This window comes from Micromonospora sp. KC213 (genome assembly GCF_004348325.1).
In the GTDB taxonomy this organism is placed as follows: Bacteria; Actinomycetota; Actinomycetes; order Mycobacteriales; family Micromonosporaceae; genus Micromonospora.
This window is the reverse complement of sequence record NZ_SMKF01000155.1, coordinates 1-14394: the sequence shown is the minus strand read 5'-3', so window position 1 is coordinate 14394 and position 14394 is coordinate 1. Positions and strand designations below refer to the sequence as shown.

Sequence of the window (14394 nt, the reverse complement as noted above, 5' to 3'; positions counted from 1 at the left end):
GGGCGGGTCAGTGGGGGGTGGTGAGGAGAGTGCGGGTGTTCTCCCAGCCCTCTACCGCCGGATCGAGGGCCGCCAGGTCCACCGGGCCGCGCAGGCGTCGCCAGGCCGGGGTGACCGCGACGTCGCCCGGGGCGGGTGCCGCCCGGCGCAGGTCCGCCGGGACGGCGGTGTCCAGATCCAGCGCCGGCAGCCAGGCGGGTACGGGCAGCCGCGCCGCCACCCCGAGCAGGCCGGGAGGGTCACCGTCGACCGGGGCGACGGCGACGGGTCGGCTGGTCAGCGGCCGGAGCAACTTGCCCAGGATCAGGCCGGGCAGGTCGGGGGCGTCGGCGGCGACCACGGCTGCCTGGTCGTACCCGGTCAGCGCCGCCAGGGCCGCGTTGACCGTCGGCTCCGGCACCTCGTGGATCACGGTGCCCGGCCAGACCACCGCCTCGGCCACCCGGCGGTCCTCCGGCATGACCGCCACCGCCGTCTCGACCTCGGCCAGGGTGGCGAGCAGGTCCATCACGTCCTCCGCCAGCGCGGTACGCCAGCCCACCGGGTCGACCCCCGGCGGCGCCCACGCCACCGGCACCAGTAACGCCACCACCACACGTCGGAGCACGCCCCGACCTTAGCCGGGCAGCGGAACGGCGGAGGCGGCGGCGACGCCCTCCAGGTAGCCGCGGGCCCGCTCGGTCTTGGCGTACCGGCTGACCAGCTCCCAGAAACGGGCGTTGTGGTTGGGCACGATGAGGTGCGCCAGCTCGTGCAGCAGCACGTAGTCGAGGACCCAGTCGGGCATCTCCTGGAGCCGGTGGGAGATGCGGATGGTCCGGTCGGCGGGGGTGCAGGAACCCCAGCGGCCGTTCTGGTTGGTGACCCAGCGGACGCTGGCCGGCAACGCCTCGGCACCGTGGTCGGCGAGATACAGGTTGATCAGGCGCAACGCCCGGTCGAGCAGCTCGGTGTCGGAGCGGGCGGGGCGTCCCTCCCGGGCGGCGAGCCGGGCCAGCATCCGGTCGACCCACTCGCTCTCCTCGGCCCGGGAGAACTGGTCCGGGATGAGCACGACGACGCGTTCCCCGTCGCGGTACGCGGACACCGTGCGTCGCCGGCGCTGGCTGCGCCGTACCTCGACGACCGGCTTCCGCACCCCAGCCATCAGTGGGCCGCGCAGCCGTGGTTTCCTGTCACGAAGGAAAGCTAAAGCGTACTGACCAGGGGTCCGCAAGAGTCAACACGGCGACACGCGCCCAGAAAATGGTGGTTGGTCGCGGAGAGTCCCGAAAAAAGTTGACGATGACCTTGACGAAACCGGTCGACCACCCTTCGTGACGGCCGCGCGCGACCGCACGCCCTCCGGTCCCACCGTAGAAGATCGTCCCGCCGCAGGCAGGCCGGCCCCGACGGAGTTCGGCCGTTTCACCCGGCGTGTCCCCGGCAAACTGCTCGATCCCACCTATTCCGGCGTGCACACTCTCGACGTCGACTTCCTCACAGTGTCGATGCACAGCTGACATGGAACTACCCGCACCTGGGTAGGGTCCGCCAACCAGCGGTCACGTGGGTGGCCGCGCAGAACGACCCCGGTGCCGGCGCCCTGCGTGGCCCGCCGCCGAGGAACCGTCGGGCCGGTACGCCCGGCGGACGAGACGAGGAGGCTTACCGTGGCCGACCAGGCCCAGAGCTACAACGGTTACTGCGTCAAGTGCAAGGAGAAGCGGGACTTCGAGGGGCGGGTCGAGGTTTCGAAGACCGGGATGAACATGGCCAAGGGCAAGTGCCCGGTGTGCGGCACAACAGTGAACCGCATCCTGGGCAAGGCCAAGGTCTGACCGGCCACACGGGGGAGGGCGGCCGCCGGCCGCCCTCCCCCGTGGTGTCCGCGGTCCGAGAGCGCCGCCGACGAACCGCGCGAGCGGACCGCTCGCGGGCCGGTGTCGCGCGCCACCCCCGACGTGGTCACGGCTTCCGTACTGTCCGAAGCGCGACACGGTTACCGCCTGGTTGTGGATAACTCACGGAATGCTGTGGACAACGCTGCGTGCAGGGCCGCGCACCTGTGGACAACGATCGACGGACAGCTTCGGCTCGATCACGATTCGTCGTCATGAGGTCAACCTCCGTCGCTCTCCCCCGCCCCACGCTGCTGCCGGGTCTGACCCGGCTCTGGCGCGACCGGCACACCCTGCAACTCGGCCTACGGCCCGGCCGGGCCGTCCTGCTGGAGGTGGCGAATCCGCGCGCCGCCCGACTACTCGACCTGCTCGACGGCAGTCGCAGCGAACGCGTCATCCTGGCCGAGGCGACCAGTGCCCAGGTCCGTCCCACCGAGGCCCGGGAACTGCTCGACGCGCTGCAGGCGGCCGGTCTGGTCGTACCCGCGCACACGCTGCTCCCCCGTGACCTCGCCGGGGCCGCCCGCGCCCGGCTCGCCGCGGAGGCCACCGCGCTCGCGTTGGCCGCGCCGGCCCTGCCCGGCACTCCGGCCCAGGTGCTGCGCCGGCGACGGGCCGCCCGGGTGGTGCTGACCGGCAGAGGACGCCTCGGCGGGCCGGTCGCCGTCGCGCTGGCTCAGGCGGGGGTGGGCCACGTGGTACCCGACCTGGCCGGGCCGGTGCAGCCCGGCGACCTGGTCGGCACGGGGCTCACGGCGGCCGACGTGGGGCAACCACGGGCCGAGGCGCTCCGCGCGATGATCGGCCGGGCCTGCCCCGGGACACTGACCCGCTCACCCGGCCGCGTGCGCGTCGAACTGGTGGTCCAGCTCGACGCGGACCGGCCGGCGGCGCTGCTCGCCGCCGGGTACGCCCACCGCCGCCAACCTCACCTGCTGCTCGGGTTGCGGGAGGGGACGCCGGTGGTCGGGCCGCTGGTGCGGCCCCCCGTCGGCCCCTGCCTGCACTGCCTGGACCTGCACCGGGTCGACCGCGACCCGAGCTGGCCGGCGCTGGCCGCCCAGCTCGCCGGCGATCCCGACGACCAGAGCTGTACGGCGGCGACCCTGCTCGCCGCCGTCGGGTACGCGGTCGCCGAAGCCCTCGCCCACCTCGACGGCGGCAGCCCGGAGACGCTCGGCTGCGCCGTCGAGGTGGGCGGGGCCGGCCGGCTCCGACGCCGCGTCTGGTCACCTCACCCCCGCTGCACCTGCTCCGGCCGACGGCGCTGACCGGGAAAGCCGAGGGTCAGCCCGGCCGGGAGCAGCCGCCGGCCCCGGAAGTCGGTAACAATGGCCGGGTGACCGACATCCCGCGCCGGGCCGTCTCCCGGACCGCCAAGCTCGCCGCTCTGCCGCTCGGCTTCGCCGGGCGGACCGTCCTCGGCATGGGTAAGCGTGTCACCGGGATCGCCTCCGACGTCATCTCCGCCGAGATCCAGCAACGCACCGCCGAGCAGCTGTTCAGTGTCCTCGGGCAGCTCAAGGGCGGTGCGATGAAGTTCGGTCAGGCGCTGTCGGTCTTCGAGGCGGCCCTGCCGGACGAGATCGCCGCACCGTACCGGCAGGCGCTGACCAAACTTCAGGAGGCGGCACCGCCGCTGCCCGTGGCCAGCGTGCACCGGGTGCTCGCCGAGCAGCTCGGGCCGGACTGGCGGGACCGGTTCGTCTCCTTCGACGACAGCCCGGCTGCCGCGGCGAGCATCGGGCAGGTGCACCGGGCGTGGTGGCGCGACCCGGAAACCGGCGAGGCGGTGGCCGCCGCCGTCAAGATCCAGTATCCGGGCGCCGGCGACGCGCTGCTGGCCGACCTCAAGCAGCTCTCCCGGCTGGGCGGGATGTTCCGCGCCATCCAGCCCGGGCTGGACGTCAAGCCGCTCCTGGCCGAGCTACGGGAACGGATCACCGAGGAGCTCGACTACGAGCTGGAGGCGCAGTCGCAGCGTGCCTTCGCCGCCGCGTACGCCGACGACCCGGAGATCTTCATTCCGCAGGTGTTCCACGCCTCCCCCCGGGTGCTGGTCACGCAGTGGATCGAGGGCAATCCGCTGGCCGACATCATCCGCGAGGGGACCGAGGAACAGCGCGACGAGGCCGGCCGGCTGATGGCCATCCTGCACCTGTCCGCGCCGGCCCGGGCCGGGCTGCTGCACGCCGATCCGCACCCGGGCAACTTCCGGTTGCTGCCCGACGGCCGGCTGGGTGTGATCGACTTCGGCGCGGTGGCGCGGATGCCGGAGGGCACCCCGGAGCCGATCGGCCGGCTCGCCGGGCTGGCCCTGCGCGGCGAGGCCGACGCGGTGGTGGCCGGGCTCCGCGAGGAGGGCTTCGTTAGCCAGACCGAACCGATCGACGCGCAGGCCCTGCTGGACTACCTCCGGCCCATGCTGGCCCCGGTGGCCGAGGAGGAGTTCCGCTTCACCCGGGCCTGGCTGCGTTCGGAGGCGACCCGGCTGGCCAGCCCGAAGTCACCGGCCTTCCAGTTGAGCCGCCAGCTCAACCTGCCGCCGTCGTACCTGCTCATCCACCGGGTGACCCTCGGGTCGATCGGGGTGCTCTGCCAGTTGGAGGCCAAGGCGCCGTACCGGGGGATCCTGGAACGCTGGCTGCCCGGCTTCGCCCCGGTGAGCTGATCCACGACACACGTGGGGGCGGTGACCATCCGGTCACCGCCCCCACGTTCTGCTAGGGATCTAGAGTACGCCCAGGTCACGCGCCGACTGGGTACGGCTGTTCATGGCGACGGTACGGGCGGAACGGGTTGCCTCAGTGCTCGTGGTGGTACGACCGGCCTGAGGCCGGCGCATTCGAGCCCGGGACAACGCTTCGTGGAGTAGTTGCATCTCGGTTCCGTTCGGCAGGTGCAGCAGCATGGTCTTCACTTTCTCGATGCCGGTGACGACCGGCGGGGACGTGTGGATCGGGAAGTTGTCAGGCGGCTAGCCGGACCGCGTCGCGCTGGGTGGCCACACCACTGGCCACCAGACGCGCCTCGGCCTCGACCCGGAGGGCGGCGTCGCGGGCGAGGTCCTCCTTGCGCGGGCGGCCCCGGGGCCGCTTGCGCGGGACGACCGCACCACGCTCGAAGATCTCGCCGCCCCAGACGCCCCAGGGCTCGGCCCGCTCGACCGCACCGGCCAGGCACTCGACGCGCAGCGGGCAGTCCCCGCAGAGCGACTTGGCCAGTTCCAGCTCGGCCGGCTGGTCGGAGAACCACAGGTCGGGGTCGAACTTCCGGCAGGGCAGGTTCGCCTCCACCTCGACGCTCACGTCGAGCGGGGCCAACGCCAGACTCATCACCCGGTCACCTCTCTCTCACTTCGATCTCGTGGATCGCTTTCCGACGTACGGCGGGGCAAAAAAACTGAGGCCGCGGATCCCGGTATGCGGGTTCCGCGGCCTCGAGGTGAGCCGGTGGTCTGAGTTTCAGACCGGTCTACCTCGAGGTGGAACACCGCGGACATCGCGCCGCTTGTTTGCGACATCGACACCCATGCCCGTGAAGCCACTGGTCCGCTCGATTCCGGTGGCCGGCGCGGTCTGGATCAGCTCGGCCTGAGTCCAAACCTGGTGCACCTGCGGAACCGACGGTCGCGTGGCGGCAAGGGCCACCCGGACAGCCGACAGCGGAGCGTGGACAGCTGGCATCGCCGCCAGACGCTCATAGGTGAAGATCTCCACGGGTGCCACCTCCCTCACGTTCCTCGTGCCGACATCGGACTCCACCCCGTGAGCAGCCGGAATGGTGCCGCTCCCAAGGTGTGTCCTGAGGCTATTCCTCGCCCGGGGGCGAGGGCAAACGAATTTACGACGAGTTTTCTGAAGTTTTCTGCGGGCCGATGTCATCGACCGTGGCGCCCCCCACGAGCGCCAGCACCGCCTCGCCATACAGGCCCAGCTTGCGGGGACCGATCCCGGCGATCGCGATCAGCTCCTCCACCCGCCCCGGACGCCGCTCGGCCAGCGCGGTCAGGGTCGCGTCGGTGAAGACCACGTACGCCGGGACCTTCTGCGCCCCGGCCACCCGGGCCCGCCAGTCGCGCAGCCGCTCGTACAGTTCCTCGTCCAGATCGGACGGACAGGTCGGGCAGCGCCCCAGCTTGCGGTCCTGGCCGGCGAGCAGGGTAGCGCCGCAGATACGGCAGGAGGCCACCTGGACCCGCCGCCGCTCCACACCGGCCCGGCGGGCCACCCCGCTCCCGCCGGCCCGCTCGCCGCCGCCGGAGCGGTCCAGCTGCGGCAGGAACCGGCACGGCCGCCGCGCCCGCCCACCCGGCGAACGCGCCGAGGCGTACGACAACCAGAGCCACTGGCGGGCCCGGGTGATCCCCACATAGAGCAGCCGGCGCTCCTCCTCCACCTGCTCCGGGGTGCGGGCGTACGTGGTGGGCAGGGTGCCCTCGGAGAGCCCGACCAGAAAGACCGCGTCCCACTCCAGACCCTTGGCCGAGTGCAGGGACGCCAGCGTCACCCCGTCCACCGTGGGCACGTGCTGCTGGGCGGCCCGCCGGGCCAACTCCTCGGTGAAGTCCGACAGCGTCACCGGACGCTCCACCGCGGCGGCCTCGCCGATCGGCAGCACCGGGGGCGTGGCCGCGTACTCCTCGGCGAGCTGGACCAGCGCGGCCAGCGCCTCCCAGCGTTCCCGCGCGGCCCCGCCGGGCGGGGCGGCGCCGGGCGCCCAGCCGACCGCGGCGAGCGCCTCCACCACGGCGGCGGGCAGCGGGGTCTGCCCGGGGATCGAGCGGGTGGCGGCCCGCAGCGCCACCATCGCCTGACGTACCTCGGCCCGCTCGAAGAAGCGTTCCGCGCCCTGCACCACGTAGGGCACCCCGGCCTCGGTCAGCGCCTTCTCGTACGCCTCGGACTGCGCGTTGGTTCGGAACAGCACGGCGATCTCCTTCGCCGGGGTGCCGGAATCGACCAGCGTCCGGCAGCGGGCCGCGACGGCGTTGGCCTCGGCCGGCTCGTCGGTGAAGATGCGCAGCTCCGGTTCGGGGCCCGGCGGGCGCTGCCCGTGCAACTCCAGGCGCAGCCGGGCCTCGGCACCCCGGGCCTGGCCGATCACCGCGTTGGCCAGCCCCACCACCTGCGGGGTGGAGCGGTAGTCGCGGACCAGGCGCACCACCGTGGCGTCACGGTAGCGGCGCGGGAAGTCCACCAGGTACGACGAGGTGGCCCCGGTGAACGAGTAGATGGTCTGGCTGGCGTCGCCGACCACGGTGAGGTCGTCCCGACCGCCGAGCCACGCCTCCAGCAACCGCTGCTGGAGGGGGTTCACGTCCTGGTACTCGTCGACCACGAAGTGCCGGTACTGGCCGCGCACCTGCTCGGCCACGTCGCGGTGCTCCTCGATCCCCCACACCGCCGCGCGCAGCAGGTCCTCGAAGTCGATCACCCCGTTGGCGCGCTTGAGCCGCTCGTACGCGGTGAACACGTCGGCCACCTTCGCCGGCTCGTACGGGGTGTCGCGCTGCGCCTTGGCCGCGGCCACCACGTACTCGCCCGGTTCGACCAGTGACGACTTGGCCCACTCGATCTCACCGGCCAGGTCGCGGGCGGCGGCCCGGTCGGCGCGCAGGCCGGCCTTGGCGGCGGCCAGGGTGACCACCCGCACCTTGCTGTCGAGCAGCTCCGGCAGGGCGCGGCCGTCGAGCAGCCGGGGCGCGAAGTAGCGGACCTGGCGTAGCGCGGCCGCATGGAAGGTGCGTGCCTGCACACCTCCCACCCCGAGCACGGTGAGACGGGCTCGCATCTCGGCGGCGGCACGGGCGGTGAAGGTGACCGCGAGGACGTGCCGGGGCGAGATCTCGCCGGACAGGGCACGGTGGGCGATCCGGGAGGTCACCGCGCGGGTCTTGCCGGTGCCCGCGCCGGCCAGGATGCAGACCGGGCCGGCCGGGGCGGTCACCGCCGACCGCTGCTCCGGATCCAGTCCGGCGAGCACCAGTTCGGCCGCTGAGTGAACCACCACAACAAGGAATCATCTCAGCTCGCGCTGGTGTTGCAGCGGTTAGCCTGGCCTGACCGGCGCCGGGCCGAGCGAGTCTTGGAGGACCTGACCATGCTGACGATGTATTCCACCCCGTGGTGCGGCTACTGCCACCGACTGAAGTCGCAGCTCGACCGGGAGGGCATCGCGTACGAGGTGGTCGACATCGAGCAGGACCCGCAGGCGGCCCAGTTCGTGATGAGCGTCAACGGGGGCAACCAGACCGTTCCGACGCTGCGGTTCACCGACGGCAGCGCCCTGACCAACCCCTCGATCACCCAGGTCAAGCAGCACCTGGCCAGCATCGCCGGCTGAGGGCCCGCCGCCGGAGGTCGGCGCACACCGCGCCGGCCCCCGGGCGCGTCGGTGGTCGGGTCAGGACCATCCGTCCCGGCGGGTGGTGGCGACCACCTCGTGCGCGGCGAGCGACTCCGGCGACCGGCGGGGAGACGGGACCGGTGGGAGCGGGTGCGGCGGGGTGCGGCGTCGCCCGACGGGTGGGGAGAGGCGACGGCCGCACCACAGCCACACGCCGGCCGCGGTGGTGATCACCCCGACGAGCACGAAGAGCAGTCGGTAGTCGAACGCGCCGACGAGCACCGCACCGAATCCGATGGAGAACGCCTGCGGCCCGCTGACCAGCGCCTCCGACGCCGCGGTCACCCGACCCAACAGCCCCGGCGGGGTACGCCGCTGGACCAGCGTGGTCAGCCCCACCATGGTCAGCGGCAGCGACACCCCGGCCAGCAGCAGCGCGAGCACGCCCAGCCGCAGGTCCGGCCAGGCCAACGCCAGCGCGGCCGGACCGAAGCAGGTCACCCCCGCGGCGAGCGCGCCGACCTCGCCGACCCGCCGCACCACTGCCGGGGAGAGCAGACCACCGACCAGCCCACCGATGCCCTGCACGGTGACCAGCACCCCCACGAACGCGGCGTCCCGGCCGAGGCCCTGGTCGACGTACGCGAAGATCAGTGATTCGCTGAAGCCCATCACCAGCGAGCCCACCCCGTAGCCGAGCAGCGCCCGGCGCAGCGCCGGCTCACCGGCCAGGTGGCGTAGCCCGGCGCCCAGCTCGGCCGACCAGCGCAGGGTGACCGGTGCCGGTGCGACCTCGGCGGTCCGGAGCAGCCCGACCACGGCGGCGGCGGTGACGAACCCGACCATGGCCAGGGTGGTGAGCAGCCAGCCGCCGACCGCCGCGTAGAGGACCGCACCGGCGAGCGGACCGCCGAGACGCAGCCCCTGCCGGACGGTCTGCAACGCCCCGTTCGCCTCGGCGAGCAGCTCGTGGGGAACGAGCTGCCGGATCAGGCCGCTGAGGGTGGCGGTGAGCGTCAGGTACGACAGGCCATACAGGGCGGCCACCACGTAGATGATCCAGACATCGGCACCGTCCCGGACGGCGAAGAGCGGTGTGAGTAGCACCGCCGTGCCGAGGTTCGCGGCCACGAAGAACGGCCGCCGGCGGTACCGGTCGACCAGCCAGCCCACCAGCGGCGCCAGCGTCATCGGCGCGATGATCGCGAAGATGGTCGCGCCGGCCAGACCGTCCGAGCCGGTCAGGTCCTTGACCCAGATGGCGAGCGCGAGCAGCAGGATCGACTCGGCGGCCATGCTGGCCAGCAACGCGCCGAAGAGCAGTCGGAAGTCGGGGCGGCGCAGGACGGTGCGCATGGGATTCCCTCCGCGGGGGTGGCGCCGGCGGGCGCGGTCTGGAGGAGGTGCGGCCGGCCCGGTCATCGTCGTCCGTGCCGCTGACAGTTACCACAGTCCTTTTTTTGTCTCAGGACACGCCCTCGCCGGGAACCACCGACGCCGGTCGCGCGTCCATACTGACCGTGGGGGGCGAATCTCATACAGTTACCGTCGCGTCGGCGGCGGTCGACGGAATCGAGGACACCCGTGCCTCCTGCCGTACCGAGCCCGATCCTGCGTCGGCGCAGGCTCGGCACCGATCTGCGCCGCCTGCGCGAGGCGGCGGGGCTCACCGGCGACCAGGTGATCGAACGAATCGGCTGGGCGTCGGCGTCCAAGCTGTCCCGGCTGGAGAACGGGCGCAGCCGACCCGACCCGGACGACGTGGCCGTGCTGCTGGAGCTCTACGGCGCGGACGCGGCACAGCGGGCGGACCTGCTCGCCATCGCCCGGGAGGCCGGCGACGTGCGCGGCTGGCGCAAGTCGTACCCGGTGATGACGCAGCAGCAGCTCGGCTGGGCGGAGATCGAGGCCGGCTGCGCGGAGATCCGTGAGTACAACCCGGTCCTGGTGCCCGGGCTGCTGCAGACCGCCGGCTACGCCCGGCTGCGGATAGTCTCGGCGGACCGGGCCACCGAGACGGACAGCGACCCGCGGGCCGGCGAGGATCCGGAAACCGAGGTCCGCGCCCGGCTGGCTCGACAGTCGTTGCTGGACCGGGCGGACGGCCCCCGCTACACGGCGGTGCTGGAGGAGGCGGCGCTCGGCGAGCGGGCCGGCCCCGTCGAGGTACGGCGCGAGCAGCTCGGCAAGCTCTGCGAGCTGGCGATGCTTCCCAACGTCACGCTGCGCCTGCTGCAACGCACCACAGTGATCGGCCAGTTCTATCTGCCGCCGACCGCGTTCTCGCTCTACCGCTTCGCCGATCCGCAGGATCCGGAGACGCTGGCGATCGAAGGTGGCTTCATCGACGTCATGTCACACGATGCAAATACCGTAAATCGCTATAAAGTGGTCTTTGAGTGGCTGTGCTCGGCGGCGCTCACCGCAACGGACACCGTCTCGTGGCTCTTCGAGGAGACGGGACGGCTCACCGGGACGGCGACGCCATCCCCGGCAGCCCCCGGGGCGGCAGCGGCGCCGATCCAGCGTCGGCCGTCCGGGCGGCTGACGGAGCGGTGATCCACGCCGAACCTCCGTCGGGATCGGGCGGACGCCACTCGTCCCCATCGGAGTTCCAGAGCAGGAGCAAAACCATGAACGAGATCCACCACACGCTCTCCGCCCGGCAGCTGGCCGACGCCCCGTGGCGCAAGAGCACCCGCAGCCAGACCTCGAACTGCGTCGAGATGGCCCCGCTGAGCGCGGCGGCGGTCGGGTTGCGCGACAGCAAGGACCCCAGTGGACCGGTGCTGCTGTTCCCCCGGGCCGGATGGCTCGGCTTCATCACCGGCGCGAAGAACGGACAGTTCGACCTGACCTGATCCGGCTGACGAGGCGAGGGCCCGGCCCGGTCGAACCCGGCCCGGGCCCTCCACCGACCCCCGCCGCCCGTGACACCACCACCTGCCGCACGGCTGCGCGACGCGGCGCGGCGGCCGGGCGAGGCGGAAAGGGATCGGTCAGGGGGAGGGGACTCGGTCGGGGCGGCGACGTCAGCAGTGGCCGTTGAGCCAGCGGTCCAGGAGGAAAAAGGCGATCGACGAGGGGGGCGGCAGGATCATGTCGTCACCACCGCCGACGTCCACCGGCCGGCCCGCCAGCACCGCGCCGATCTCCCGTCGGGTGAACCAGCGGGCGTACGCGATCTCCGCCGGGTCGAGCCGTACCGGCGCCCCCGGGTCCGCCTCCGCCAGGAAACCGAGCATCAGGGAGCCGGGGAACGGCCAGGACTGGCTGCCCGCGTACCCGATCCGCTCGACCGCGACCCCGACCTCCTCGCGGACCTCGCGCAGCACGGCGGCCTCGGCCGACTCCCCCGGCTCGACAAAGCCGGCGAGGCAGGAGTAGCGCCGCTTCCCTGGCGTACGCGGCCAGGCCGCGTTGTTGCCGAGCAGGCAACGCCCGTCCGGCCCGTCCACCCCGTCGTGCACCAGCACGATCATCGCCGGGTCGGTCCGGGGCCAGGCCCGGTGGCCCTGCGCGTCCACCCGGGACCAGCCGCCCTCGTCGACCTCCGTGCGGTGCCCGGTCCGTGGCGACCAGCCGTGCCCCCGATGCCAGTTGACCAGCGCCAGCGCGGTGGTGAACAACCCCGCGTCGCGGTCGCTCAGCAGGTGGCCGACCTCACGCAGGTTGACCTCACGGGTGCCGGGCAGCTCCGACAGCGGCGCGTCCACCGCGAAGACCGGGACGCCGTCGGGCTCCACACCCAGGAACAGCGGCGCGGTGTCCCCCATCGCGCCCAACTCGACCGCATCCCGCAACACCAAAACGGGCGGGTTGGTGCCGCGCACCAACGCCCGCCCGTCGCGGGTCGCGTCGAGCACCAACACCCGGGCCCGCCGCCACGCCTGCGCCAACCACTCCCGGTCGGTCCGCCGGTGCGCCGCCCGGTCCAGCGTGGAGCGGGCCAGCGGTGGAGCCGCCGGGCCCGTCACGCCGGGTGGGGGCGACTCGCCGGTCAGATCGGCTGAAGACGGCTGACCGCTCACGCCGGCTCCCGTCGGACCGGAGTCAGGGCGGACAGCTGCCCCTCGATCCGGTCGGCGTCGCCGAGCACCACGGTGACCGCCTTCGCCGGCGCCAGGTAGCGGGCGGCGACCTCGACGACGTCGTCCACGGTCGCCCTCACCAGCCGGGCGGCGTGCTCGGCGAGGAAGTCCAGGCGCAGGCCGCTACCGGCGTACGCGCTGGTCAACGAGGCGAGGCCGGCCTGGGTCGACATGCCCAGCTGAAGGGTGCCCAGGGCGTACTGGCGGGCCTGCTCCAGCTCGTCCGGCTTCGGGGCCAGCGTGGCCAGCCGGCCCAGCTCGTACGTGGTCTCCAGCAGGGCGGGACCGGTCACCTCGGTGGCCACCTCCGCGGAGGCCACCAGCACCGAGCCGGCGACGGAGTGCTCGACGGCCGAGTGCGGTCCGTACGTGTAGCCCTTGTCCTCGCGAATGTTCTCCGTCCAGCGGGACGAGAAGTAGCCGCCGAAGAGCAGGTTCGCCAGTTGCAGCGCGGCGTGGTCGGGATGGGTCCGGGGCACCGCCGGCAGCGCGATGCGCAGCGACGACTGCACCGAACCGGGCCGGTCGACCAGCAGCAGCGGGCCGGGTTCCAGCGGCGGAGCGGGCGGTAGCTCCACCCGGTGCCCGTCGCCCCGCCAACCGGCCAGGGCCAGCTCGGCGGCGTCCAGCGCACGCTCCGGCTGCACGTCGCCGACCAGCACCAGCACCGCGCCCGCCGGGTGAACCCGTTCGGCGTGCAGCCGGCGCAGCGCCGGTGGGCGGACGGCCCGAACCTGATCGGGTTCGGGGGTCTGCACCGCGTACGGGTGGCGGCCGTAGATCCGCTTCAGCAGGGCCGTCCGGGCCAGGTGGGACGGCTGGCTCTGGGCCACCTGGATCCGGTCGACCAGCCGGTCCCGCTCGGTGTCGACCCACTCGGCCGGATAGGTGGCCCCGGTCAGCACGTCGGCGAGGATCTCCAGCATCCGGCCCAGGCCGGTGACCAGGCTGGCCCCGGAGAGCATCAGCCGGTCCGGGTCGATCCCGGCGGAGAGCCCGCCGCCGACCTTCTGCAGTTCGGCGGCAATCTCGGTGGCGGTGTGGGTCGCGGTGCCGGAGAGCAGCGACTGCGAGAGCAGCGCTCCCCGGGCCAGGTGGGCCCGCCCGAACGGCATCCAGAGCCGCACCTCGACCAGCGGGACGGCGGGACGGCGCACCGCGATCACGGTGAGCCCGTTGGACAGCGTCCGCTCGGCCTGCTTCGGCAGCTTCAGCTTGCGGGTCGGCCCGAGCGGCGGCAGCGCGCGGGCCTCGGCGGGAAGGATCGCCGTCACCGGGCATTCTCCGTTCGCGACTGCGGGGCTCGCAAACCCGGCTCACTCCTCGCGCTCACCGGGCATTCTCCGTTCGCGACTGCGGGGCTCGCAAACCCGGCTCACTCCTCGCGCTCACCGGGCATTCTCCGTTCGCGACTGCGGGGCTCGCAAACCCGGCTCACTCCTCGCGCTCATCTGGCACCTCCGGGGATGACCTCGACTGCGGCGCGGCGCTCCGGTCGCAGGGTGGCAGCGGCGGCGCGTACCTGCTCCTCGGTGACCTCACCGACCAGCCGGGGTAGTTCGTTGAGCAGGCCCGGCTCGCCCCGCTGTTGCTCCAGCACCGCCATCCGCAGTGCGCGGCCGAGCACCGCGTCGGTGTCGCGCAACAGGTGGGTGGCCATCCGGGCCTGGGTGCGGGCCAACTCGTCGTCGGTCAGCCCGTCGGTGGCCAGCCGGTCCAGTTCCTCGTCGATGGCGCCCAGCACCTTGTCCACGTCGCCACCCGGCGGCAGGTGCGCCTGGAGCAGCAGCGCGGTGGGGTCGCGTACGTCGAAGGGGTCACCCATGAAGCCCAGGTAGCCACCGAGGCCGGTGACCGTACGGTCCCGCTGGACCAACCGCTCGACCAGCCGGGACGCGTCGCCGTCGGTGAGCACCTCGGCCAGCACCACGTACGGCAGGTAGCCGGCGAAGTCGTCGATCGGGTCGGGCACCCGCCACGCTCCCGCCACCGCCGGCAGCGGGGCCAGCGCGTCGGTGTAGGCGTGCCGCCGCTCGACGGTCAGGTCCGGTTCGGTGAAGTCGGGTCGGGCC

At 72.9% G+C, this 14394-nt stretch carries 15 protein-coding genes; 6 read left to right on the top strand and 9 right to left on the bottom strand.

What is annotated here, in order from left to right:
* Nucleotides 1-7 precede the first annotated feature (7 nt).
* Nucleotides 8-607, bottom strand: a complete 600-nt coding sequence (locus E1166_RS24305; RefSeq protein ID WP_132342290.1) for a hypothetical protein — start codon at nucleotides 605-607, stop codon at nucleotides 8-10.
* Nucleotides 608-616: 9 nt separating this feature from the next.
* On the bottom strand, nucleotides 617-1147 hold the full coding sequence (locus tag E1166_RS24300; protein ID WP_132342289.1) for a M48 family metallopeptidase: 531 nt from the start codon (nucleotides 1145-1147) through the stop codon (nucleotides 617-619).
* A gap of 505 nt (nucleotides 1148-1652) precedes the next feature.
* Between E1166_RS24300 and E1166_RS24295 the strand changes: the two genes are divergently transcribed.
* The 3 genes from E1166_RS24295 to E1166_RS24285 all read left to right on the top strand — a co-directional run bounded on the left by E1166_RS24295 (nucleotide 1653) and on the right by E1166_RS24285 (nucleotide 4554).
* The gene (locus tag E1166_RS24295; protein ID WP_199714804.1) at nucleotides 1653-1820 is read left to right on the top strand and encodes a DUF5679 domain-containing protein; all 168 of its coding nucleotides are present in this window, start codon (nucleotides 1653-1655) and stop codon (nucleotides 1818-1820) included.
* Nucleotides 1821-2095: 275 nt separating this feature from the next.
* The gene (locus tag E1166_RS24290) at nucleotides 2096-3154 is read left to right on the top strand and encodes a ThiF family adenylyltransferase (RefSeq protein ID WP_132342287.1); all 1059 of its coding nucleotides are present in this window, start codon (nucleotides 2096-2098) and stop codon (nucleotides 3152-3154) included.
* A 68-nt stretch (nucleotides 3155-3222) separates the two neighbouring features.
* A complete protein-coding gene (locus tag E1166_RS24285) occupies nucleotides 3223-4554 on the top strand; it encodes an AarF/ABC1/UbiB kinase family protein (RefSeq protein ID WP_132342286.1) in 1332 nt (443 codons plus the stop codon).
* A gap of 298 nt (nucleotides 4555-4852) precedes the next feature.
* Here the strand turns inward: E1166_RS24285 and E1166_RS24275 are convergent, their stop codons facing one another.
* The 3 genes from E1166_RS24275 to E1166_RS24265 form a co-directional block, all read right to left on the bottom strand.
* A complete protein-coding gene (locus tag E1166_RS24275; RefSeq protein WP_132268981.1) occupies nucleotides 4853-5218 on the bottom strand; it encodes a WhiB family transcriptional regulator in 366 nt (121 codons plus the stop codon).
* Between the two features lie 129 nt (nucleotides 5219-5347).
* Complete coding sequence (locus E1166_RS24270; RefSeq protein ID WP_132342285.1) at nucleotides 5348-5602, bottom strand: hypothetical protein; 255 nt, start codon at nucleotides 5600-5602, stop codon at nucleotides 5348-5350.
* Between the two features lie 124 nt (nucleotides 5603-5726).
* Nucleotides 5727-7895, bottom strand: a complete 2169-nt coding sequence (locus E1166_RS24265) for an ATP-dependent DNA helicase UvrD2 (protein WP_132342284.1) — start codon at nucleotides 7893-7895, stop codon at nucleotides 5727-5729.
* Between the two features lie 90 nt (nucleotides 7896-7985).
* On the opposite strand from E1166_RS24265, the gene E1166_RS24260 reads away from it, so the two are divergent.
* Entirely contained in the window at nucleotides 7986-8228 is a 243-nt protein-coding gene (locus tag E1166_RS24260; protein ID WP_132268989.1) for a mycoredoxin, read from the top strand.
* A gap of 60 nt (nucleotides 8229-8288) precedes the next feature.
* On the opposite strand, the gene E1166_RS24255 is transcribed toward E1166_RS24260, so the two are convergent.
* The gene (locus E1166_RS24255; protein WP_243710494.1) at nucleotides 8289-9587 is read right to left on the bottom strand and encodes an MFS transporter; all 1299 of its coding nucleotides are present in this window, start codon (nucleotides 9585-9587) and stop codon (nucleotides 8289-8291) included.
* Between the two features lie 228 nt (nucleotides 9588-9815).
* On the opposite strand from E1166_RS24255, the gene E1166_RS24250 reads away from it, so the two are divergent.
* Nucleotides 9816-10790 carry a helix-turn-helix transcriptional regulator gene (locus E1166_RS24250; RefSeq protein ID WP_132342282.1) on the top strand — a complete coding sequence of 325 codons (975 nt, stop codon included), beginning with the start codon at nucleotides 9816-9818 and terminating at the stop codon, nucleotides 10788-10790.
* 74 nt (nucleotides 10791-10864) lie between these two features.
* Nucleotides 10865-11092 (top strand): DUF397 domain-containing protein, encoded by a 228-nt coding sequence (locus E1166_RS24245; RefSeq protein WP_132342281.1) that lies wholly within the window; start codon nucleotides 10865-10867, stop codon nucleotides 11090-11092.
* 171 nt (nucleotides 11093-11263) lie between these two features.
* On the opposite strand, the gene nudC is transcribed toward E1166_RS24245, so the two are convergent.
* The 3 genes from nudC to E1166_RS24230 form a co-directional block, all read right to left on the bottom strand.
* Nucleotides 11264-12208 (bottom strand): NAD(+) diphosphatase, encoded by a 945-nt coding sequence (gene nudC, locus E1166_RS24240; protein WP_132342291.1) that lies wholly within the window; start codon nucleotides 12206-12208, stop codon nucleotides 11264-11266.
* A gap of 50 nt (nucleotides 12209-12258) precedes the next feature.
* Complete coding sequence (locus E1166_RS24235; RefSeq protein ID WP_132342280.1) at nucleotides 12259-13596, bottom strand: pitrilysin family protein; 1338 nt, start codon at nucleotides 13594-13596, stop codon at nucleotides 12259-12261.
* A 173-nt stretch (nucleotides 13597-13769) separates the two neighbouring features.
* Nucleotides 13770-14394 (bottom strand): insulinase family protein (locus E1166_RS24230; RefSeq protein ID WP_132342279.1); only part of this gene is annotated, 625 nt, incomplete at its 5' end.